Raw genomic sequence first — 19,809 nt, 5'->3', positions numbered from 1 at the left:
AATGGTGTAAAATATAGATAGTGATTCAATCCGGTTGGGGACTTGGCTTTTTAAAGCGCTTACAAACGAAAGTCTTTGGTTTCACAAAGGATTTGCTCAAAATCATCATACTAAGAATCTTACAACAGTGGAGGATTTTCGAAAACTATGGCGACAATTAATGCAGATTATAAATCAGGATTTATTTCCATTATTGGTAGACCGAATGTCGGTAAATCAACCTTTCTGAACAGGGTGATCGGTCAAAAAATTGCTATTATGAGCGATAAACCGCAAACAACAAGAAACCGAATTCAGGGAGTTTATACAACGGACGATGCCCAAATGATTTTTATCGACACTCCCGGCATCCATAAGCCAAAGCACAAACTTGGCGACTTTATGGTAAAAACGGCTGTAAACGCCCTTAAGGAAGTAGATTTGATTTTATTTATGGTGAATGTGACGGAAGGGCTCGGCCGGGGGGAACAATATATCATCGAAATGCTCAAAGATATCCAAACACCCGTTTTTTTAGTATTAAATAAAATTGATCAAATACATCCTGATGAGCTTTTTCCTATGATTGAACAGTACAAAGAACTTTATCCTTTCCAGGAAATATTTCCGATTTCCGCGCTTAATGGAAATAATGTTGATCGCTTGCTTTCGGCCATTAAAGAATATTTGCCGGAAGGTCCTCAATATTATCCGGCGGATCAAGTGACTGACCATCCGGAACGTTTTATCGTCTCGGAATTGATCCGGGAAAAAGTTCTGCATTTGACAAGAGAAGAGGTTCCTCATTCGATTGCGGTTCTGATTGACAAAATGGAACGCGAGGAAGAGAAGGATCTTGTGCATATCATGGCCACGATTATCGTAGAACGAGATTCCCAAAAAGGCATTATTATCGGTAAACAAGGGAGAATGCTGAAGGAAGTAGGAAAACGAGCTCGAATGGACATTGAAAATCTTCTCGGTTCCAAAGTCTTTTTAGAATTATGGGTAAAGGTTCAAAAAGATTGGCGTGATAAAATATCTGCTCTACGTGAATATGGTTTTCGAGAAGACGAATATTAAGATCTTGAGTTTTTGTCAAGGTACTTGAAAAAATTGCACCTAATAAATCGGGTATAGGCGGGGGAAAATATTATCACAACATTTTTGCTAGTTTCAATCAAAGAAAGGCGGGGTTATGATGTTGGATTTTACCTGGAAGCTGTTTTCGAAAACGGGTAATATTGATACGTATCTCTTGTACAAAGAGTTGGAAAAAGAAAGCCAATCTGCTCGCTTGGAAGAAGAGGAAGAACTAGCAGAAGCCGAATTTCCGTTGTCTTGAAAAGGCCCGTTGGTGCAATGAAAGGATGGCCTTCAACGTGTTTCAAAAGTGTGAAGGAATTGTCATACGATCGACTCCGTATGGCGAATCAAATAAAATCATCACATTGTTTACAAGAGAATTTGGAAAAATGGCTTTAATGGCGAGAGGGGCTAGAAAACCGAATAGCCGCCTCTCCGCCATTACCCAGCTGCTCTTTTGCGGGCAGTTTTTGTTTCAGTCATCTAGAGGATTAGGAACTCTGCAGCAAGGAGAATCTATTCATTCTTTCAAAGAAATAAGGGAAGACTTGTTTAAAACTGCTTATTCTTCGTATTTGGCTGAACTGCTGGATAAAGGAACAGAAGAAAGTAAAGTCAACCCGTATTTGTATGAGCTTTTTTACCAAACATTGGATTACATAGATGAAGGCTATGATGCAGCTATATTGACCAATATTTTTGAAATGAAAATGCTGCAGGTGATCGGCCTTCGTCCGGAGTTGAATCAATGTGTGAACTGCGGCAGCAAAGAAGGGCGTTTTGCCTTCTCGATTAGAGAAAACGGTCTTCTTTGTCATCGCTGTTTTGAATTAGATCCTTATTTGCTTCCCGTTTCTCAAGCCACTGTAAAATTGCTGCGCCTTTTTTATTATATTGATCTTCGGCGTCTTGGAAGTATATCAGTGAAACCTCAAACAAAAAAAGAACTGCGTACGGTCCTTTCCATGTATTATGACGAATATTCGGGTTTGTTTTTGAAATCTCGAAAATTTCTCGAGGAGATCGAAAAAATGCAAAGCATGCTTGGCCCATCTTCGAAAGAAGGAGATTGACAAACGTGGTGGGATCGATTATTTTTGAATATGAGGAATAGCTATTCAATCTGTGGTATTATTAGAGTCCACGGTTAGTTGAAATGTAAATTTCATATGTTGCGAAGAAGGAAAGGAGTACCTGATTACGTTCTATCTCAGCGAATCCGGGATGGTGGGAGCCGGACATAGGGCATCAGGGAACGGCAGTCCGGAGCAAATATTTTAAAAAGTGGCCAGACGCTAAGAAAGCGGAGGCAAATAGGGTGGAACCGCGGGTGTAACTCTCGTCCCTATGCAGATTTACTGCATAGGGACGGGAGTTTTTGTTTTGGACTCCATGCGTGGAAAAACGAAGAATGTCTTTAGCAAGACTTGTTTTTAGCAATTGGATCATATGGAGGTGTACGAAATGAATATACAAGAAATGATTCTTACGTTGCAGAAGCATTGGTCGGATCATGGCTGCATTCTCATGCAGGCTTATGATGTAGAAAAAGGGGCAGGGACGATGAGCCCGTATACGTTTTTACGGGCAATTGGACCGGAACCTTGGAATGTTGCTTATGTGGAACCAAGCCGACGGCCGGCAGATGGCCGTTATGGGGAAAACCCCAATCGACTGTACCAGCACCATCAATTTCAAGTGATTATGAAACCTTCGCCAGCCAATATTCAAGAAATCTATTTGGATTCTTTGCGTGCTCTTGGAATTGATCCGCTTGATCATGATATTCGCTTTGTAGAAGATAACTGGGAAAACCCGTCTCTCGGCTGTGCAGGCCTCGGGTGGGAAGTATGGCTAGACGGGATGGAAATCACTCAATTTACCTATTTTCAACAAGTAGGCGGACTGGAATGCAAGCCTGTTTCCGTGGAAATTACGTATGGAATTGAACGATTGGCTTCCTACATACAAGAAAAGGAAAATGTTTTTGATTTGGAGTGGACAAATGGATTTACTGTAAAGGATATTTTCTATCAGCCTGAATATGAACACTCCAAATATACATTTGAAACATCGGATCCTGACATGTTGTTTAACTTGTTTAATACGTATGAAAAAGAAGCGAAGCGCCAAATGGAGGAAGGATTGGTTCATCCTGCCTATGACTACATTTTAAAATGCTCCCACGTATTTAATATTCTCGATGCGCGGGGCTCCATTTCGGTGACAGAACGAACGGCTTATATCGCTCGGATGAGAAATTTGGCAAGGCAAGTGGCCAAAACATTCTACGAAGAAAGAGAAAAATTGGGATTTCCTATTTTAAAAGGGAAAGGGGAGAAAGCGCATGACTAAAAGGGACCTTTTGCTTGAGATTGGATTGGAAGAGATGCCGGCCCGTTTTGTGACCGAGTCCATGAATCAGCTTGGAAAAAAAGTAGAGGAATTTTTTCAAAAAGAAAACATTGACTATGGAACGGTTTCCCTATTTTCCACTCCTCGCCGATTAGCTGTTCTTGTAAAAGATGTGGCGGAATCCCAGGCAGATGTTCATGAAGAAGCTCGAGGCCCAGCTAAAAAAGCGGCTTTAAATGAAGCGGGTGAATGGACAAAAGCAGCAATCGGGTTTTCAAAAAGCCATTCAGCTACTGTTGACGACATTTATTTCAAAGAGGTCAAAGGGATTGAATACGCTTTTGTGAAGAAATTTTTGAAAGGCCAGCCAACGGTTCAACTGCTTCCCAAATTAAAAGAGTTGATTGAGGGCATGAGCTTTGGGAAATATATGCGCTGGGCCGATTACGATTTGCGGTATGTACGTCCTATCAAATGGCTCGTTGTCTTATTTGGAAGCGAAGTGATTCCATTTGCGATTACGGATGTAGAAACGAATCGATTCAGTTATGGACACCGTTTTCTTGGCGGGAAAATTCAATTGGATTCTCCTGCTGAATATGAAACGAAGCTAAAAGCGGAATATGTCATTCCGAACCCCGATGAGAGAAAACAGTTAATCCGCAGCCAGTTGAAGAATTTAGAAGAAAAGCATGGCTGGGTCATCCCGATTGACGAAGAATTATTGGAAGAAATAAATAACATTGTGGAATACCCTACCGCTTTATTCGGCTCTTTTCAGGAAGAATTTTTAAATCTGCCGGAGGAAGTGTTAATTACTTCCATGAAGGAGCATCAGCGCTATTTTCCTGTAAAAACTGCCGACGGAAAGCTTCTTCCTCATTTTGTGACGGTCCGAAACGGAAACGATCGGTCTCTTGAAACGGTGGCTAAAGGGAACGAAAAAGTGTTGAAAGCGCGTTTAGCTGATGCTGATTTCTTCTATAAAGAAGATCAAAAGCTGAAAATTTCTGAAGCGCTGGAAAAACTTTCGTCCATCGTATATCACGAGAAAATTGGGACATTGGCAGAAAAAGTAGCCAGGATACGAAAATTGTCGTCTTATCTTGCAGAGAGACTGCGTGTAGAAGAAGAAACAGCGCAGAAAGCAGACCGTGCTGCTGAAATATGCAAGTTTGATTTAGTCACGCATATGGTATACGAGTTTCCGGAATTGCAAGGGATCATGGGAGAAAAATATGCGCTTCTTCAAGGAGAAAATCCTGAAGTGGCAAGGGCGATTAATGAACATTACCAACCACGGAATTCGGAAGATGAACCTGCGAATTCACTTGTAGGCGCCATCGTAGGCGTGGCCGACAAATTAGATACGATTATCTCTTGTTTTGCTGTGGACATTATCCCAACCGGCTCTCAAGACCCATATGCTCTTAGAAGACAGGCGACTGGCATTGTACAGACCATGTTGAAGCATAAATGGAATCTTTCGCTGGAAGCTTTGTTAAAGGACAGCATTGATATCGTGTTAAGCGCTGGAATCGGCCAAAAGGAAACAGCAGAAATCTATACGGCTGTATTGGACTTCTTTAAACAACGAATGAAGCACATTTTAGAAGAAAAAGAAGTGCGCTATGACGTTATTGAGGCTTTGTTAGATGTTTCCATTCATTCTTTGGCAGAGGTGGAAGCAAAAGCGGAAGTTCTGATGAAACGAATCGGTCAACCTTCATTCAAGGAAGTGGCGGAAGCACTAAGCCGAGTCCTTAATATTACGAAAAAAGCAACTGAGGACAAAGAAATTCGTGAAAATCTATTTGCGAACGAAAGTGAAAAAGAACTATATGAACGTTATGTGAACTTGAAAAAAGAATGGAAACAAGATATTTCTGCTGAAGAGCGTTTCCAACTGCTTGAAAGTTTGCGTCCTGCGATTGAACGCTATTTTGATGAAACTATGGTCATGACCGACGATGAAGAGATCAGAAACAATCGGTTGGCGCAAATGAAGGAGCTTTCCCGCTACATTCTAGAGTTTGCCAACGTGAATTTGTTAGTGATAAAATGAACTTTCAGATGGAAAAGATGGTTTCCGTTGTAAGTTGTTTTTGCGTAAGTTTGACTGTTCCGGCCCATACTATATCAAGATGTGAGAGCCTGTCGAACGAAGGCGGGCTCTTCCTCGTTTATTTCAAATAGTATATAATATTTTTGCATGAGTATAACACTTTTAATTGTGTTGGGTGGTGAGGATCATAGAACTTACAAAGCGTCAGGAACAAATATTGCAAATCGTGAAAAATAATGGACCTATTACAGGAGAACATATCGCTGAAAAATTAAATTTAACCCGGGCGACATTGCGTCCGGATTTAGCTATATTAACAATGGCCGGCTTCCTTGACGCAAGACCTCGGGTAGGATATTTTTATACTGGAAAAACGGGCGCGCAGCTGCTGACGGAAAATTTAAAAAAAATTTATGTAAAAGACTATCAATCGATACCCGTCGTTGTGCATAAAAACGTATCGGTTTATGACGCCATTTGCACGATGTTTTTAGAGGATGTCGGCACTTTATTTGTAGTGGATGACGATTCTTTGTTGGTAGGGGTGCTTTCGCGAAAAGATTTATTGAGAGCAAGTATAGGGAAACAAGATCTCAATAGCCTACCGGTAAACATTATCATGACGAGAATGCCCAATATTACGATGTGCTATAAAGATGATCTTTTGATCGATGTCGCCCAAAATTTAATCGAAAAACAGATTGATGCAATGCCTGTAGTAAAAGAAAAAGGAACGGGTTTCGAGGTGATTGGTCGAATCACAAAAACGAATATTGCGAAAGCGTTTGTCGCTTTAGCGAATGAAGATTAATGCCGAGAAAGAGAGAGGACAGTGATGATGAATGAGTGATCCAATTATCTACGTTGTTTCCGACTCTGTTGGCGAGACCGCGGAACTGGTCACAAAAGCTGCCCTCAGCCAGTTTGACGGTTCATATACGGTCCTCAAACGCTTTCCATACGTAGAGGAAATTTCTCATATTGAGGAAGTTATTTCTTTAGCCAAAATGGATAACGGAATGATTGTCTATACGTTAGTAAAGCCTGAAATGCGCCGATATTTGCAGGAGCGAGCCAAGAAGGAAAACATACAATCCTTTGATGTTATAGGTCCCATCATTGATGAGTTGGAGAATATGTTTCAGAAAAAGCCGCTGTACGAACCGGGACTTGTCCGCCGACTGGACGATGAATATTTTAAAAAGGTGGAAGCAATCGAGTTTGCTGTCAAATATGACGATGGACGAGATCCACGAGGATTAATGAAAGCTGATATAGTGTTGGTCGGTGTTTCCAGAACTTCCAAAACTCCTCTGTCCCAATATTTGGCGCACAAACGTTATAAAGTAGCCAATGTTCCGATTGTACCAGAAGTGGATCCGCCTGAAGAGCTGTTCAAAGTACCGAAAGAAAAGTGCTTTGGTTTAAAAATTGGACCGCAAAAATTGAATCAAATTCGGAGGGAACGGCTGATTACTTTAGGGTTGGATGATCAAGCCAGCTATGCACAGTTGGACAGAATCAATAAAGAATTAGAGTATTTTGATTCCATCGCCAAAAAAATTAGTTGTGAAGTCATAGATGTAACGAATAAAGCGGTGGAAGAAACGGCCAATATTATCATAGAAAAAATTCGAAAAAAATAAGCGCATAATCACATGATTGTGTGCTTCTTTCCTTTTGAAAAAGAATTAGCTTTGACGATCCTTCTAATGTCTTGCCAAATGAAATAAAAAATAGCCAAATAAAAAAGTTTGTATTATAATAAAAAATTGTGATAAAAATATCTATTCAAGGTTTAGACTGGCCTCATTACGAATAAACTATTTATGGTGATATGTCAAAGACCGGGGCAATGGATACCCAGCGGCCAAATTGCTATCTGTTTGAACAGCCCGTAAACCTACACCAGAGAAAGAAAGAGAAAAGGATGATGATTCATTAATCGTCATAGGTCGGAACGGTGGAGAATAAGAGTGAATCGTCACTTGATGAATGCTGGCGAGAAAGCCGTGAGAAAATTCGACAAACCTGGCTACACTTCTTTTTGACAGGAAACTTGCTGTGAAAAAGAAGGAATCCACCATATGGTGTAGAATAATTAATTTATGACAAAGAAGAAAAGAACGATGAATATTTTTGTCGATGCAGATTCCTGCCCTGTAAAAAAGGAAATTATTTCGTTGGCAAATGAATATGGTTTGAATGTGTTCTTTGTGGCATCGTACAAACACCAGCCGTCTGAAGAAATTGGAGGCATATGGAAATATGTCGACTCCCATTTTCAAGCTGTGGATCTGTTCATAGTCAACCATTTGCAAAAAGGAGATCTGTTGATTACACAAGATATTGGATTAGCAAGTTTGGCCACCTCAAAAGGAGGGTATGCTTTTTCGCCGCGGGGGAATCAATACAGCGAGAGTGAGATGGCTTACATTTTGGACATACGGCATCTCCAGGCAAAGGCACGCCGGTCAGGACGTTTTGAAAAAGGGGCAAGGCCTTTTACAGACGCTGACAGGAAGCAATTTTTAAAAAAAGTACGGAGATTTTTGTCGAAGTATGAAGGATAAATTCGACACTTTCGCGAATGTAATAAGCTGGTGATCTTTTATGGCAGGAAAAATCCCTGAGGAAACGCTTGACAGAATTAAACATTCGGTGAATATTGTCGATGTTATTCATGACTATGTTCAATTAAGCAAACAAGGGAAAAATTATTTTGGTCTTTGTCCGTTTCATGGCGAAAAAACCCCATCTTTTTCGGTTTCCCCTGATAAACAGATTTATCACTGCTTCGGCTGTGGAGCAGGGGGAAATGTTTTTACCTTTCTGATGGAAATAGAAAATATTTCTTTTCAAGAAGCGGCTGTCCAATTAGCGGAAAGAGCCGGGATCAAGCTGAATGTGGACGTAACAGCCGAACCCGTTCAAGCGTTGCCGAAGGACCATGAACTCATGATGTCTGCTCATGGGCTTCTAGCTAAATTCTACCATCATTTGCTGATAAATACAAAAGAAGGCCAAAATGCACTGGAATATTTATTCTCGAGAGGCTTCACAAAAGATCAAATAGAAAAATTCCAAATTGGCTGGTCTCCAACGGGGTGGAACGTCGCTGCGCTTTTTTTAAAAAGAAGAGGGTTTCCGATTTCATTGATGGAAAAAGCGGGTCTTGTTATCCGCCACGAAGGAAAAGGAGACTACTATGACCGATTTCGCGATCGAATTATGTTCCCTTTGCATGATTCGAAAGGAAGGGTCGTGGCGTTTTCCGGACGAAGTTTGAGGGATCTGCAGCCGAAATATTTGAACAGTCCGGAAACTCCCATATTTCATAAGAGCCGACTCTTATACAACTTGAACCGCTCAAGAAACTCGATTCGAAAAAAACGCCAGTTGATTCTATTTGAAGGATTTGCGGACTGCATAGCAGCGGACCGAGCCGGGATTGACAACGGTGTTTCAACGATGGGCACATCTTTGACGGAAGATCATGTGCATATTATTCGCCGTCTAACCGATGAAGTGTTAATATGTTATGATGGAGACTCTGCCGGAGTTGAAGCAGCATTTCGGGCCGGGAATCTTCTTGAAGAGGCTGGCTGCCGTGTGAAAGTTTCCGTCATTCCCGACAACTTGGACCCCGACGATTACATTCAAACATATGGCGGAGATAAATTCCGTCTGGATGTTATAGAGGCCAGCATGACGTATATGGCTTTTAAAATGCAGTATTATAAACGGGGGAAAAATCTTCAAAAAGAAGATGAGAAACTTCAGTATATCGATGAAATATTGAAAGAAATTACAAAGCTTTCAAAGGCGGTGGAGCGCGATTATTATATGAGACAGCTGGCGGAAGAATTTTCGATCTCATTGGACGCGTTAAAATGGCAACAGCGTCAAATATATTATGCAGAAAAACGGAATTTGCCGCCATCGCGACCGAATTGGGCAGGGAGAATTTCCGAAATGCCTTCAACCGGAAAAATATATCCTGCCTATATAACGGCAGAACGCCGCTTGATTGCTTATATGCTGCAAGATCCTGAATTAGCGTATCAAATCCACGAAAAACTGGCAGGGGAGACTTTCAATCTGGATGAGCATCAAGCAATTTTCACTTATTTATTAGGTTATTACGAAGAGGGAAAGCACCCTGATGCCAGTGCTTTCATCAATTTTCTGCCGGATCCGAATTTAAGAAAAACGGTGACGGAAATAGAAATGATGAATGTCAACATGGATGTCTCGGATGAAGAAATAAATGATTATATAAATGAAGTGTTAAATCACCAAAAAATGTTAAAAATAAAAGCGAAGATGGAAGAAAGCAAAAGAGCAGAACAACAACATGATTATAAAAAAGCGGCAGCCATAGCCATGGAAGTTATGCAATTAAGAAAGATGTTGAAAAGGAAAGGCAGTTTCAAGGATGTTGGAAGGAGGGGAACTAATGGCTGAAAAGTCAACACGTTCCAAAGAAGTTGAGCCTGAATTAACACTAGATAAAGTAAAAAATCAAATAGTGGAAAAAGGAAAGAAACGCGGTGAGCTTTCATACGATTATATAGCCGATAAACTATCGAATTTTGATCTTGATTCCGAACAAATGGATGATTTTTATGAATACTTGAACGAACAGGGAATAGAAATCGTCAATGAAGATAGCGATCATGAAGAGGATCCTGATATTCATGAGCTCTCAAAAGAAGAGGAAGAAGAATTTGATTTAAACGATTTAAGTGTTCCGCCTGGAGTTAAAATTAATGACCCTGTTCGTATGTATTTAAAAGAAATTGGGCGTGTTGATCTTCTCTCCGCTGAAGAAGAAATTGAGCTGGCAAAACGTATTGAACAAGGGGATGAAGAAGCAAAACGTCGTTTGGCAGAAGCGAATTTGCGTCTTGTTGTAAGCATTGCGAAGCGGTATGTTGGGAGAGGTATGCTGTTCCTTGACTTAATCCAAGAAGGTAACATGGGGCTGATTAAAGCCGTTGAAAAATTTGATTACCGAAAAGGATACAAATTCAGCACCTATGCAACATGGTGGATTCGTCAAGCGATTACTCGCGCTATTGCAGACCAAGCAAGAACCATTCGGATTCCGGTTCATATGGTTGAAACGATCAACAAGCTGATTCGAGTTCAGCGGCAATTGCTTCAAGATTTAGGCCGCGAACCGACTCCGGAAGAAATCGGAGAAGAAATGGATTTTTCTCCTGAAAAGGTACGAGAAATCTTAAAAATTGCCCAAGAGCCAGTTTCGCTTGAAACACCGATCGGGGAAGAAGACGATTCTCATTTAGGCGATTTCATCGAAGATCATGAAGCCACTTCACCGTCGGAGCACGCAGCTTATGAGTTATTGAAAGAACAGCTTGAAGATGTTCTCGATACTTTAACGGACCGTGAAGAAAATGTCTTGCGCCTGCGCTTTGGTCTGGATGACGGCAGAACTCGTACTTTGGAAGAAGTCGGGAAAGTGTTTGGCGTTACCAGAGAACGTATTCGCCAAATTGAAGCGAAAGCATTGCGCAAACTTCGCCATCCAAGCCGCAGCAAAAGATTAAAAGACTTTTTAGAATAATTTCATTTTGCCTTTAAAGTTTACTTCTTTTGAAGTAAACTTTTTTTGTCGAAGAAAACGAATCATTGTGAATCTGAACGGCATTGAAAATCAGTGCCTATATTGCAATGGGAAGTGGGTTGAACATGGATAAGCGAAAGCAAATCATTATCAAAGAAATCTTATTTTGGAAGCAAAATAAGATGCTGCCTGAAAAATATTGCGATTATTTACTAACACTATACAGTGAAGGAGAAGAACTAAACTCAGCCGCTCATTTGCCACGGTTCCATCGATCATATCGAATTCTGCAAGCCATATTGTTGCTGTTCATTCCAATTTCATTATTTGTCCTTTATTTTACTGAAATGCCTTTCATAATGCAAATGGCGATTTTGACAATTTTTGTCGTTTTATTGATAGGAGCGGGTATCTACTATGGACGAAAAGGATTTTTTGTCCAGTTCATATTTCTATCTGCAGCGCTCATTTTTTTATTTTTCACAATCAAAATCAATGATAAGTTTTTGTCGGGAAATTCTATCAGCCTGTATTTGATTATTTTGATGAATTGCCTTTTATGGATAGCGGTTGGAAAAACCAAAAAATTACTATATTTTACTATTTCGGGGATTGCAGGAATATTCATAACCTTTGTTTTCATCCTGTTTCATTCTTGAGGAGAGGGAGGCTTCGGATGAATATTTGTTGACGAGAAATGATAAAATATAAGTCGAATTCTTTTTTCTGAAAACGGAAAAACGGGAAAAAATTAACAATCAAGGACTTTTCCTCATCCGGTTTTTGAAGTAAAATAGAAGGTGTTTGTACTGTGAAGATTGAAATCGCATACATAAAGGAGGGAATAGCATGAATCGAAATCCAATTATTCCGTTTTTGCTGATTATGGTATTTGGAATCGGCCTGGTGTTTTTCTTATCATTAAAAGGTCTAAATGACAGCGAACAGGCTGCCAAAGAAAAAAAGGGCGGCGAAAAAACGGAACAGACAGCTGAGACTTTTGACCCCGAAGGTTTCTTTAAACAAACATGTGCGGGCTGCCACGGGCAAAATTATGAAGGCGGCGTAGGGCCATCCTTAAAAGGGGTTGGCAAGAAATTATCCAAAGATCAAATCAAAAACATCATTCAGAACGGAAAAGGTGCTATGCCTTCAGGACTTGTGTCCGCTGACCATGCTGACCAAATGGCAGACTGGCTGATGAAATTAAAATAATGGTATCAAAGTTCTTTGCTGATCGACGCAAAGAGCTTTTTTTGTGGCAGCATTCCGTTTAAAATAGATGAGGAAAGAAAAATGGTTAAGTGGTGAAAACATGAATATCCATCAATTATCGAAACGTCTGGAAACTGTGGCAGAATACATACCGAAACATTCAACAGTGGCTGATATCGGCTCTGACCACGCTTATTTGCCTTGCTACGCTGTAAAGAAAGGATTGGCAAAAGCGGCTGTCGCCGGGGAGATTGCAGAAGGTCCTTTTCAATCGGCGAAGAAGCAAGTGCAATCGTCCGAACTGGAACATTTAATTGACGTCCGTAAAGGAGACGGACTGGAAGTGATAGCAAAAGGAGAAGTTGATTGCATCGTCATTGCCGGAATGGGTGGCAGTTTAATCGCCTCCATTTTAGAAGCGGGAAAAGAAAAGCTCCCGGGAGTGAGCCGGCTTATTCTTCAGCCGAACGTCGGATCTGGACAAGTTCGAGAATGGCTTTTAAAAAACGGTTGGGAAATCGTCGACGAACAAATTCTGGAAGAAGATGCAAAAATATATGAAATTATCGTCGCCGAAAAAGGGGACCCGTATCGCCCTTATGATCAGTTGGAAGCCGGCATTTTAATGGGACCGATCTTATTAAAAAAGAAAAACGACGCTTTTTATCAAAAATGGAAGCATGAATATGAAAAGTGGGGAAATATTCTTAACCAATTAAATAAAGCAGAATCAGCGGATAAGACAGTGGAAAAACGTACCGAACTCATGAAAAAAAGGAATTTGGTAAAGGAGGCGCTGGGATTATGAAAACAGTCAATGGACATGAAGTGATCCAGTGGTTTGAACGCTTTGCTCCTAAATCTTACGCGATGGAAGGCGATAAAATTGGTTTACAAGTGGGAAGACTGAATCAGCCAGTGAAACGGGTGCTGATTGCTCTGGATGTGTTAGAGGAAGTAGTCGATGAAGCCATTGAGCAAAACGTTCAATTAATTATTGCTCATCATCCGCCCATTTTCCGTCCATTAAAAGCGATACGGACGGACGAACCGAGTGGAAGAATAATGGAAAAATTAATCAAAAACGACATTGCCGTCTATGCCGCTCATACCAATCTTGACATTGCTCCCGGTGGCGTCAATGATTTATTGGCTGAATGTTTGCAGCTGGAAGACACGGAAGTGCTCGTCCCGACCATCGAAGAGCAATTGAATAAACTAGCTGTTTATGTACCTGTCGACCATGCAGAAGAAGTCCGAAAAGCAATAGGAGATGCCGGTGCCGGTTTTATTGGCGAGTACAGTCATTGTTCTTTTTCGGTAAAGGGAACAGGAAGATTTCTTCCAGGAAGTCATGCTAATCCTTATATTGGCGAAAGAGGAAAACTGGAAGAAGTACAGGAAGTAAGAATTGAAACGATTTATCCAAAACGGTTGGAGAAAAAGATTTTGACAGCGATGCTGAAAGCACATCCATATGAAGAAGTGGCGTATGATCTTTACCCTCTGGAAAATAAAGGAGAAATTCTTGGGCTGGGGAGAATTGGCAAACTAAAGCAAGAAATGACGCTCGAAGAATTTGCCCGTTTTGTGAAATCCCAGTTGGAAGTAGAAGGTGTGAGAGTCGTAGGAGATTTGAAGAGCAGAGTGAGAAAAGTGGCTGTTCTTGGCGGCGACGGCAATAAATATTATCAATCGGCTGTGTTTAAAGGCGCCGATGTATATGTGACGGGAGACATGTATTATCATACCGCCCATGATGCCATGATGGCTGGTTTAAATATAGTCGACCCGGGACATAATGTGGAAAAAGTAATGAAAACAGGGGTGGCCAAAATATTATCCGCCATTTCGGACGAAAAAGGGGCGGACGTAGAGTTTATTCCTTCAAAAGTCAATACGGATCCGTTTCGGTTTTTATAATTTGCTTATGATTTGATCTCTACTGTTGACGATGCCTCATTTTGTGGGGAATAAAAAACCGGCAAAGGCTGTGGATCAGCCTTTTGCCGGTTTTTTTGGATGTTTAATTTTAGGCAAGATCTTTTCAAGCGGAACTTTCTTTTCGCGGACCCAAGTCGTTTCGTCATTTGGATCAAAGACTTCCAAAAATTCAATCACTTCTCTTACGATCGGCGTCGGTGTGGAAGCTCCTGCGGTAACAGCCACTTTTTTCACGTCTTTAATCCAATCGATTTCAATCTCGGTAATATCGGAAACGCGGTAAGCTTTTGTTCCTGCAATTTCTTCAGACACTTGGGCTAGACGGTTGGAATTGTTGCTCTTAGGATCTCCAACCACAATCAAAACATCCGCTTCTTTTGCCTGTTCAGCAACCGCTTCTTGGCGCACTTGAGTGGCAAGGCATATTTCTTTATGAGTTTCCGCTTGTGGATATTTTTCTTTCACTTTGTCCATAATGTGTGCGACATCCCATTGGCTCATGGTCGTTTGGTTGGTCACGATCACTTTATCATTTTGGATGGACAAATTCTCAACATCTTCCGGCGTTTCCACCAAATGTACAATGTCGGGCGCCACCCCAACTGCTCCTTCTGGCTCGGGATGCCCTTTTTTGCCGATATAGATGACATCATATCCTTGTTCTTTTTTTTCGCGGATTAATTCATGGGTCTTTGTGACATCCGGACAGGTAGCGTCAATTGTCACCAGTCCTTTTTCTTTGGCCAGCTTTCTGACTTCCGGCGAGACGCCATGGGCGGTAAAAATAACCGTTCCTTTATCGACTTTTTGCAAAATTTCTTTGCGGTTTTTTCCGTCTAATGTAATGATCCCTTCTTTTTCAAACGCCTCTGTGACATGCTGATTATGAACAATCATGCCTAAAATATGAATGGGGCGGGGAAGGGTTTTATCTAAAGCGGCATTGCGGGCGATGACCATGGCATCTACAACGCCGTAGCAATAACCGCGAGGTGATATTTTAATGACTTCCATGCGCTAAAATCCCCCTGTACAATAATAGAATTCGGGTCCTTACGATTTTTATTATATAGGAGGATACAAAAGAAGACAAAGAAAGATTGTTTGGGTCCGTTATTGTAAAATAAGAATAGCCTTGTTAAATATAGAGTTTAGGAACGGATTCGCCGCTTCTTTTCTCCGCTTTGGCGGACGATGCTTTTTTGCTTTTTTGGATGCGGGATCTTTTTGTCTGATGAGAAGAGCTGGATGCTTTTTTTGCGCTGTCCTTTTTTTCGGTGTTTTCTGCCTCTTCATGACTGTCTTCATCCGGTGAATCGGATTCTGTATCTGCGTCTGCGTCTGCATCTTCTTCGGCGGTAGCATTTTTAAATCCTTTGTAAAGCCTCCACATAGCCGGCAAATTTCTCACCATAGGCCCGTATTGCTGGATCATAGGCCCGATTTGCTGAGCAGTATTTAAAACTTGCTGGGTATTTGCTAAAAATTTATTCAGTGTTCCGGGGGAAGCAAGATTTTGGACAGGGGACTGGCCGATCAAGGAAGCGGGGCGTTCGAAACCGGTCATCCCGGGAAAAGCGGTGTTGCCCATTCGTCCCGATCGATTCAAAAGTCGCGACAATAATCCCCCGCCGCGGGCAGGTCTGCTCACAGGAGATCTGGCAAAAGGTGGAAAAGATTGAAAAGGCTGCGTTGGCTGCGGTCCGCGAAAAAGATTGAAACCTCTTTGTACAGGGGGCATTTGTCTAGGGGGCATGTACGTTCCTCCTTTCTGATACGATTACACTCTTTTATAGAATATGCAAGGAAGATATAAATTGAAACATCTTGTCAGCGAGCTCTTTTCCAATGAAGAACAAGTTGACATTTCTCAAACAGTTACGGCGAAAACGGATTGGTAAAAGAAATGAAGTATGAACTCTTGGCATCGATCTCTTGATAAAAGAAAAAAAGGCTAAGGCACATAAACAGGCTGAAAAGCGGGAAAAGGTTTTTGGTTAAAGAAGAAGCGATGAAAATCGAATTTTGACTCAATCATACAGAAAAGATGAGGGCAGAGAGAAAAAAGGGGAGTTTATAATCCGAAAAATAGAAAGAAAAGATGATTTATTGGATTGATTATTATATAATGTGGCAATGGAAATGACCTTCAAGGAGTGGCTTAAATGATCAACCATCAATTTAAGAAATTTGGATTTCAGCCTTTTCTTAATAAAGCAATTGAAGAATTAGGATTTTATCAACCTACAGAAATACAGGAAAAAATGATCCCTTTGATCTTGAAAGGGGAGAGTGCGGTCGGCCAGTCGCAAACGGGGACAGGGAAAACGCACTCCTATTTGCTGCCGATTTTGGAAAAAATTGATCCGGAAAAACAAGAGGTGCAAGCTGTCATAACGGCTCCGACGAGAGAATTGGCCAGTCAAATTCACCAAGAAATAGTATCGATTACGAAGTTTTCTGAGAAGACGATCACCGCCCGTTGCCTAATAGGCGGAACGGATAAACAAAAAGATATGGAAAAGTTAAAAAAACAGCCGCATCTTGTGGTTGGTACACCTGGAAGGATTCGTGATTTGATTACAGAGCAGGCTTTATCCGTTTATAAAGCTCAAATTCTTGTGGTGGATGAAGCGGATTTGATGCTGGACATGGGGTTTATAGTGGAAGTGGACCAAATTGCCAGCCGAATGGACAAAGATTTGCAAATGCTTGTTTTTTCTGCAACCATTCCGGAAAAATTAAAGCCTTTTATAAAAAAATATATGGAAAACCCGGAATACGTTCAAGTACAGCCTAAAAAAGCGTCGGCAGAGACAATCGAACATATTCTAGTCCCTCTGAAAAGTCGGGAAAAAATCGACTTGCTTTATCAGCTGCTGATTGCCTTTAACCCCTATCTGGCTTTGGTTTTTACCAATACGAAACAAATGGCAGATGAAGTGGCAGATGCGTTAGCAGCAAAAGGATTAAAAACGGGAAGAATTCATGGCGATTTAACTCCCCGCGAAAGAAAGAAAATGATGAAACAAATCCGCGACCTTGAGTTTCAATATATAGTGGCCACAGATTTGGCGGCTAGGGGTATTGATATTGAGGGAGTCAGCCATGTAATAAATTACGAATTGCCGCAAGATCTCGATTTTTATATTCACCGTTCAGGACGGACCGGTCGGGCGGGCTTTTCAGGAATATGTGCTTCAATTTATACCCCGAGCGATGAAGATATTTTAAATCGTTTGGAGAAAAGAGGAATTCGCTTCTTGCATCGTGATATTCAAAAGGACGCCATTATAGAAATTCCGGATCGGAACAGAAGGAAAAACCGGGAGAAGATGGCAGATGAAACAGAATTAAAAGCGAAAGCCCTCGTACGCAAGCCTAAAAAAGTGAAGCCGGGTTATAAGAAAAAAATCAGACAGGAAATAGAAAAATTAAAGCGAAGAGAAAAACGATTGAAAGCGAAAAAGAAATAAACCTTTTGTTCGATGACACGAAAGCAGCAACACCATTGGTGAACCGCTGCATTTAAAGGATAAGGAAAAGGGAGCTGAAACGGATGTTGAAAATAGGGTCTCATGTTTCAATGAGCGGGAAAAAAATGCTTTTAGCGGCGAGCGAGGAAGCTGTTTCCTATGGGGCGAACACGTTTATGATTTATACCGGTGCACCGCAAAATACGAGACGCAAGAAAATAGAAGATTTAAATATAGAAGCGGGCCGCAAGCATATGGAGGAACATGGAATTACGGAAATTATCGTCCATGCACCTTATATTATTAATATCGGTAATGCCAAAAACCCGGATACGTTTCAATTAGGTGTTGACTTTTTGCGCAGCGAAATTGAAAGAACAGAAGCGATCGGAGCTAAACAAATTGTTCTCCATCCCGGCGCCCATGTCGGAGAAGGACCGGAAGTCGGCATTAAAAAAATTATTGAAGGTCTAAACGAAGTATTGACTCGTGAGCAAAATGTACAAATTGCGTTGGAGACGATGGCTGGAAAAGGTTCGGAATGCGGAAGGACATTTGAAGAATTGGCGATGATCATCGATGGTGTGGTTCATAATGACAAGCTTTCCGTATGCTTTGATACGTGTCATACACACGATGCAGGATATCCGATTGTCGAAGATTTCGATGGAGTGCTTGAGGAATTTGACCGAATCATCGGCATTGATCGTTTAAAGGTGCTGCATGTGAACGACAGCAAAAATGAAAGAGGGTCCCGTAAAGACCGCCATGAAAATATTGGCTTTGGTCATATAGGCTTCAAAGCTCTTCATTATATAATTTATCATCCACAATTAGAAGATGTGCCAAAAATTTTGGAAACGCCGTATGTAGGGGAAGATAAGAAAAACAAAAAACCACCGTATAAATTTGAAATCGAAATGATCCGTAGCCAAAAGTTCGATGAGAATCTTCTGCAAAAAATTGCAGAAAGCTGATTAGAGAACAGAGAACTCCAAAGCCCTTTTCGATAAGCCGCAAGCGGGGAATATAAAGGCAAGGAAAAGGGCCAGGAGTTTTTCGCCTTTATCTTTGCTGTTTTCATCACCGTCATTCTGAGTTCATAAACAATATAAACAGCTCATTGATTTCTTTTGCTTTTTTCGGTCCGATGATTTTAGCGATTTCCTTGATTAGCTGAGTCCGCTGCTTATCATCAAACAAGTCGATTTTTTTTCCGCGCAAATGCGCCGCAATCGCATCTGCTTGTTCTTTCGTGATCGAAATTTTGAACTGTTTTCCCCATTTATAAAGTTCTGTTCCCGTCATGGTGCTGATTTTATGATTGATCATCGTTTGAATAAATTTCAACGCCCATCACTCCCTGATTCACTATATGCGTCAACTTGAAAATTGTGTCTATAAAAAGGGAATGGAACGGAGAATTTTCATTTTCGTTTACTTATTGGCGTTTTTCATGTATACTTCACTTATCTATAAATCGGAATCATTCTGAAAAATGAGAATGAAAATCGCCCTGAAAGCGATGATTAAAATCAAATAAAATTCGTTAAGCATATAGGTTTGAAAATATTCATAGTTTTTTCTGGCATTAGAACGGTTATTTATTTTGTCCATGAGCTCGGCAGCATACGGAAAATGACACAGTGGGGGTGCAATGTATGGAAGTAGCAGAAGCCATTTCGATTTTGAAAGAAAAAGGATTTAAACATACGGATAAAAGGGAGGATTTGCTTGCATTATTTGCCAAGCACGATAAGTATTTATCGGCCAAAGAAGTGCTGGAGATGATGAAAGGCCGTTATCCGGGCGTCAGCTTTGACACGATTTACCGGAACTTGGCTTTATTTGTCAAAATCGGAATATTAGAAGATACGGAACTAAACGGAGAAAAATTGTTTCGGTTTTCTTGTTCTGCCATGGAGCATCATCACCATTTTATTTGTCTATCTTGCGGAAAAACAAAGGAAATTCATATTTGCCCGATGAATTCGATTCAAGAAAATTTGGACGGATATGAAATCGCAGATCATAAATTTGAAGTGTATGGAACATGTCCAGAATGCAGAAACGGCGAAAAATAAGGATTTTTCCCT

General features: G+C 40.9%; 20 protein-coding genes. 17 read left to right on the top strand and 3 right to left on the bottom strand.

Annotated features, from left to right (window positions below; translation table 11 throughout):
• Nucleotides 1–147: 147 nt before the first annotated feature.
• The 14 genes from era to NST81_RS12100 all read left to right on the top strand — a co-directional run bounded on the left by era (nucleotide 148) and on the right by NST81_RS12100 (nucleotide 14,216).
• Nucleotides 148–1,062: a GTPase Era gene (era, locus tag NST81_RS12165; protein WP_003355392.1), complete on the top strand. Its 915-nt coding sequence runs from the start codon at nucleotides 148–150 to the stop codon at nucleotides 1,060–1,062.
• A gap of 118 nt (nucleotides 1,063–1,180) precedes the next feature.
• On the top strand, nucleotides 1,181–1,324 hold the full coding sequence (locus NST81_RS12160) for a YqzL family protein (protein ID WP_003355391.1): 144 nt from the start codon (nucleotides 1,181–1,183) through the stop codon (nucleotides 1,322–1,324).
• 37 nt (nucleotides 1,325–1,361) lie between these two features.
• Complete coding sequence (recO, locus tag NST81_RS12155) at nucleotides 1,362–2,138, top strand: DNA repair protein RecO (RefSeq protein WP_156179249.1); 777 nt, start codon at nucleotides 1,362–1,364, stop codon at nucleotides 2,136–2,138.
• Between the two features lie 391 nt (nucleotides 2,139–2,529).
• Nucleotides 2,530–3,420 (top strand): glycine--tRNA ligase subunit alpha, encoded by an 891-nt coding sequence (glyQ, locus tag NST81_RS12150; RefSeq protein WP_270584044.1) that lies wholly within the window; start codon nucleotides 2,530–2,532, stop codon nucleotides 3,418–3,420.
• On the top strand, nucleotides 3,413–5,485 hold the full coding sequence (glyS, locus tag NST81_RS12145; protein ID WP_327803999.1) for a glycine--tRNA ligase subunit beta: 2,073 nt from the start codon (nucleotides 3,413–3,415) through the stop codon (nucleotides 5,483–5,485). Before glyQ ends, glyS begins: the two co-directional genes overlap by 8 nt.
• A gap of 178 nt (nucleotides 5,486–5,663) precedes the next feature.
• Nucleotides 5,664–6,296, top strand: coding sequence for a helix-turn-helix transcriptional regulator (locus NST81_RS12140; RefSeq protein WP_169799141.1), 633 nt, complete (start codon nucleotides 5,664–5,666; stop codon nucleotides 6,294–6,296).
• Between the two features lie 31 nt (nucleotides 6,297–6,327).
• The gene (locus NST81_RS12135; RefSeq protein ID WP_341029987.1) at nucleotides 6,328–7,131 is read left to right on the top strand and encodes a pyruvate, water dikinase regulatory protein; all 804 of its coding nucleotides are present in this window, start codon (nucleotides 6,328–6,330) and stop codon (nucleotides 7,129–7,131) included.
• Between the two features lie 483 nt (nucleotides 7,132–7,614).
• Nucleotides 7,615–8,058, top strand: a complete 444-nt coding sequence (locus NST81_RS12130) for a YaiI/YqxD family protein (protein ID WP_048623704.1) — start codon at nucleotides 7,615–7,617, stop codon at nucleotides 8,056–8,058.
• Between the two features lie 40 nt (nucleotides 8,059–8,098).
• Entirely contained in the window at nucleotides 8,099–9,952 is a 1,854-nt protein-coding gene (gene dnaG / locus NST81_RS12125) for a DNA primase (RefSeq protein WP_341029983.1), read from the top strand.
• Nucleotides 9,945–11,078, top strand: a complete 1,134-nt coding sequence (gene rpoD, locus NST81_RS12120) for an RNA polymerase sigma factor RpoD (RefSeq protein WP_048623702.1) — start codon at nucleotides 9,945–9,947, stop codon at nucleotides 11,076–11,078. Before dnaG ends, rpoD begins: the two co-directional genes overlap by 8 nt.
• Before the next feature lie 125 nt (nucleotides 11,079–11,203).
• Nucleotides 11,204–11,737, top strand: coding sequence for a hypothetical protein (locus tag NST81_RS12115; RefSeq protein WP_341029981.1), 534 nt, complete (start codon nucleotides 11,204–11,206; stop codon nucleotides 11,735–11,737).
• Between the two features lie 190 nt (nucleotides 11,738–11,927).
• A complete protein-coding gene (gene cccA, locus NST81_RS12110) occupies nucleotides 11,928–12,293 on the top strand; it encodes a cytochrome c550 (RefSeq protein ID WP_003355380.1) in 366 nt (121 codons plus the stop codon).
• A 100-nt stretch (nucleotides 12,294–12,393) separates the two neighbouring features.
• Nucleotides 12,394–13,101: a tRNA (adenine(22)-N(1))-methyltransferase gene (locus NST81_RS12105; RefSeq protein WP_048623699.1), complete on the top strand. Its 708-nt coding sequence runs from the start codon at nucleotides 12,394–12,396 to the stop codon at nucleotides 13,099–13,101.
• On the top strand, nucleotides 13,098–14,216 hold the full coding sequence (locus NST81_RS12100; protein ID WP_341029977.1) for a Nif3-like dinuclear metal center hexameric protein: 1,119 nt from the start codon (nucleotides 13,098–13,100) through the stop codon (nucleotides 14,214–14,216). The genes NST81_RS12105 and NST81_RS12100 overlap by 4 nt, the downstream gene beginning before the upstream one ends.
• Before the next feature lie 75 nt (nucleotides 14,217–14,291).
• Here NST81_RS12100 and NST81_RS12095 read toward each other — a convergent pair whose 3' ends face one another.
• Nucleotides 14,292–15,251: a 4-hydroxy-3-methylbut-2-enyl diphosphate reductase gene (locus tag NST81_RS12095; RefSeq protein ID WP_048623697.1), complete on the bottom strand. Its 960-nt coding sequence runs from the start codon at nucleotides 15,249–15,251 to the stop codon at nucleotides 14,292–14,294.
• Between the two features lie 124 nt (nucleotides 15,252–15,375).
• Nucleotides 15,376–15,993 (bottom strand): VrrA/YqfQ family protein, encoded by a 618-nt coding sequence (gene vrrA / locus NST81_RS12090; protein ID WP_048623696.1) that lies wholly within the window; start codon nucleotides 15,991–15,993, stop codon nucleotides 15,376–15,378.
• Between the two features lie 409 nt (nucleotides 15,994–16,402).
• Here vrrA and NST81_RS12085 point away from each other — a divergent pair, with 409 nt between their 5' ends.
• Nucleotides 16,403–17,713, top strand: a complete 1,311-nt coding sequence (locus NST81_RS12085; protein WP_048623695.1) for a DEAD/DEAH box helicase — start codon at nucleotides 16,403–16,405, stop codon at nucleotides 17,711–17,713.
• A gap of 83 nt (nucleotides 17,714–17,796) precedes the next feature.
• Entirely contained in the window at nucleotides 17,797–18,690 is an 894-nt protein-coding gene (locus NST81_RS12080) for a deoxyribonuclease IV (RefSeq protein WP_003355374.1), read from the top strand.
• A gap of 112 nt (nucleotides 18,691–18,802) precedes the next feature.
• On the opposite strand, the gene NST81_RS12075 is transcribed toward NST81_RS12080, so the two are convergent.
• A complete protein-coding gene (locus NST81_RS12075) occupies nucleotides 18,803–19,063 on the bottom strand; it encodes a DUF2624 domain-containing protein (protein ID WP_003355373.1) in 261 nt (86 codons plus the stop codon).
• A gap of 311 nt (nucleotides 19,064–19,374) precedes the next feature.
• Here NST81_RS12075 and NST81_RS12070 point away from each other — a divergent pair, with 311 nt between their 5' ends.
• The gene (locus NST81_RS12070; RefSeq protein WP_003355372.1) at nucleotides 19,375–19,797 is read left to right on the top strand and encodes a Fur family transcriptional regulator; all 423 of its coding nucleotides are present in this window, start codon (nucleotides 19,375–19,377) and stop codon (nucleotides 19,795–19,797) included.
• Nucleotides 19,798–19,809: the final 12 nt, after the last annotated feature.

The sequence above is a fragment of the Bacillus sp. FSL W8-0223 genome, assembly GCF_038006805.1.
GTDB classification, from domain to species: Bacteria; Bacillota; Bacilli; order Bacillales; family DSM-4216; genus Bacillus_O; species Bacillus_O smithii.
This window is presented reverse-complemented; position numbering and strand designations above follow the sequence as displayed.

What these genes read in the sequence shown, in the direction of transcription:
- dnaG (WP_341029983.1), top strand. Translation starts at nt 8,099, where the DNA reads ATGGCAGGAAAAATCCCTGAGGAAACGCTTGACAGAATTAAACATTCG.
- glyQ (WP_270584044.1), top strand. Translation starts at nt 2,530, where the DNA reads ATGAATATACAAGAAATGATTCTTACGTTGCAGAAGCATTGGTCGGAT.
- rpoD (WP_048623702.1), top strand. Translation starts at nt 9,945, where the DNA reads ATGGCTGAAAAGTCAACACGTTCCAAAGAAGTTGAGCCTGAATTAACA.
- NST81_RS12160 (WP_003355391.1), top strand. Translation starts at nt 1,181, where the DNA reads ATGTTGGATTTTACCTGGAAGCTGTTTTCGAAAACGGGTAATATTGAT.
- NST81_RS12130 (WP_048623704.1), top strand. Translation starts at nt 7,615, where the DNA reads ATGAATATTTTTGTCGATGCAGATTCCTGCCCTGTAAAAAAGGAAATT.
- NST81_RS12105 (WP_048623699.1), top strand. Translation starts at nt 12,394, where the DNA reads ATGAATATCCATCAATTATCGAAACGTCTGGAAACTGTGGCAGAATAC.
- cccA (WP_003355380.1), top strand. Translation starts at nt 11,928, where the DNA reads ATGAATCGAAATCCAATTATTCCGTTTTTGCTGATTATGGTATTTGGA.
- glyS (WP_327803999.1), top strand. Translation starts at nt 3,413, where the DNA reads ATGACTAAAAGGGACCTTTTGCTTGAGATTGGATTGGAAGAGATGCCG.
- NST81_RS12080 (WP_003355374.1), top strand. Translation starts at nt 17,797, where the DNA reads ATGTTGAAAATAGGGTCTCATGTTTCAATGAGCGGGAAAAAAATGCTT.
- NST81_RS12085 (WP_048623695.1), top strand. Translation starts at nt 16,403, where the DNA reads ATGATCAACCATCAATTTAAGAAATTTGGATTTCAGCCTTTTCTTAAT.
- NST81_RS12135 (WP_341029987.1), top strand. Translation starts at nt 6,328, where the DNA reads ATGAGTGATCCAATTATCTACGTTGTTTCCGACTCTGTTGGCGAGACC.
- era (WP_003355392.1), top strand. Translation starts at nt 148, where the DNA reads ATGGCGACAATTAATGCAGATTATAAATCAGGATTTATTTCCATTATT.
- NST81_RS12070 (WP_003355372.1), top strand. Translation starts at nt 19,375, where the DNA reads ATGGAAGTAGCAGAAGCCATTTCGATTTTGAAAGAAAAAGGATTTAAA.
- vrrA (WP_048623696.1), bottom strand. Translation starts at nt 15,993, where the DNA reads ATGCCCCCTAGACAAATGCCCCCTGTACAAAGAGGTTTCAATCTTTTT.
- NST81_RS12095 (WP_048623697.1), bottom strand. Translation starts at nt 15,251, where the DNA reads ATGGAAGTCATTAAAATATCACCTCGCGGTTATTGCTACGGCGTTGTA.
- NST81_RS12115 (WP_341029981.1), top strand. Translation starts at nt 11,204, where the DNA reads ATGGATAAGCGAAAGCAAATCATTATCAAAGAAATCTTATTTTGGAAG.
- NST81_RS12100 (WP_341029977.1), top strand. Translation starts at nt 13,098, where the DNA reads ATGAAAACAGTCAATGGACATGAAGTGATCCAGTGGTTTGAACGCTTT.